Below are 2,058 nucleotides of genomic sequence, written 5' to 3'. Positions count from 1 at the left end.
GTACCCTCGACTACGTCGTCGTCAAGGCCCCGCGGTTCGCCTTCGAGAAGTTCCCGCTCGCCGACGCCACCCTCACCACCACCATGAAGTCGGTGGGCGAGGCCATGGCCATCGGCCGGAACTTCACCGAGGCCCTCCAGAAGGCCCTGCGCTCGCTGGAGAAGAAGGGCTCGCAGTTCACCTTCGTCGGCCCCACCGGCGACAAGGAGGAACTCCTCGCCACCGCGGTCCGCCCCACCGACGGCCGCATCAACACCGTCATGCAGGCCATCCGCGCCGGCGCCACCCAGGAAGAGGTCTTCGAGTACACGAAGATCGACCCCTGGTTCGTCGACCAGCTCTTCCTGATCAAGGAGATCGCGGACGAGCTGGCCGCCGCGGAGAAGCTGCGGCCGGAGCTGCTCGCCGAGGCCAAGCGCCACGGTTTCTCCGACCACCAGATCGCGGAGATCCGCGGCCTGCGCGAGGACGTGGTCCGCGAGGTCCGCCACGCCCTGGGCGTCCGCCCCGTCTACAAGACGGTCGACACCTGCGCCGCCGAGTTCGCCGCGAAGACCCCCTACTTCTACTCGTCCTACGACGAGGAGTCGGAGGTCGCCCCCCGCACCAGGCCCGCCGTGATCATCCTGGGCTCCGGCCCGAACCGCATCGGCCAGGGCATCGAGTTCGACTACTCCTGCGTCCACGCCTCCTTCGCCCTCGGCGACGCCGGCTACGAGACCGTGATGGTCAACTGCAACCCCGAAACCGTCTCCACCGACTACGACACCTCCGACCGCCTCTACTTCGAGCCCCTCACCCTCGAAGACGTCCTGGAGATCGTCCACGCCGAATCGCTGGCCGGCCCGATCGCCGGCGTCGTCGTCCAACTCGGCGGCCAGACCCCCCTCGGACTCGCCCAGGCCCTCAAGGACAACGGCGTCCCCGTCGTCGGCACCTCCCCCGAGGCCATCCACGCCGCCGAGGACCGCGGCGCGTTCGGCCAGGTCCTCGCCGACGCCGGCCTGCCCGCCCCCAAGCACGGCACCGCCACCACCTTCGCCGCCGCCAAGGCCATCGCCGACGAGATCGGCTACCCCGTCCTGGTCCGCCCCTCCTACGTCCTGGGCGGACGCGGCATGGAGATCGTCTACGACGAGACCCGCCTGGAGTCCTACATCGCGGAATCCACCGAGATCTCCCCGACCCGACCCGTCCTGGTCGACCGATTCCTCGACGACGCCATCGAGATCGACGTCGACGCCCTCTACGACGGCACCGAGCTCTACCTCGGCGGCGTCATGGAACACATCGAGGAAGCCGGCATCCACTCCGGCGACTCCGCCTGCGCCCTGCCCCCGATCACCCTCGGCGGCCACGACATCAAACGCCTGCGGACCTCCACCGAGGCCATCGCCAAGGGCGTCGGCGTCCGCGGCCTGATCAACATCCAGTTCGCGATGGCCGGCGACATCCTCTACGTCCTGGAGGCCAACCCCCGCGCCTCCCGGACCGTGCCCTTCACCTCCAAGGCCACCGCCGTCCCCCTCGCCAAGGCCGCCGCCCGCATCTCCCTCGGCACCACCATCGCCGAACTCCGCGCCGAGGGCATGCTCCCCGCCCACGGCGACGGCGGCACCCTGCCCCTGGACGCGCCGATCTCCGTCAAGGAGGCCGTCATGCCCTGGTCCCGGTTCCGCGACATCCACGGCCGCGGCGTCGACACCGTCCTGGGCCCCGAGATGCGCTCCACCGGCGAGGTCATGGGCATCGACTCCGTCTTCGGCACCGCCTACGCCAAATCCCAGGCCGGCGCCTACGGCCCACTGCCCACCAAGGGCCGCGCGTTCATCTCCGTCGCCAACCGCGACAAGCGCACCATGATCTTCCCCGCCCGCGAACTCGTCGCCCACGGCTTCGAACTCATGGCCACCTCCGGCACCGCCGAAGTCCTGCGCCGCAACGGCATCAACGCCACCGTCGTCCGCAAACTCAGCGACGGCGAAGGCCCCGACGGCGAGAAGAACATCGTCCAACTCATCCACGACGGACAGGTCGACCTGATCGTCAACACCCCGT

General features: G+C 69.6%; 1 protein-coding gene. It reads left to right on the top strand.

All coding sequences use genetic code 11. The features are described 5' to 3' along the window. Positions 1-2,058 (top strand): carbamoyl-phosphate synthase large subunit (gene carB, locus ACZ58N_RS38730; protein ID WP_471170344.1); only part of this gene is annotated, 2,058 nt, incomplete at both ends.

The sequence above is a fragment of the Streptomyces sp. NPDC040432 genome, assembly GCF_055595445.1.
Note: the sequence above shows the minus strand (reverse complement) of the source record. Positions and strands in the feature narration are given on the sequence as shown.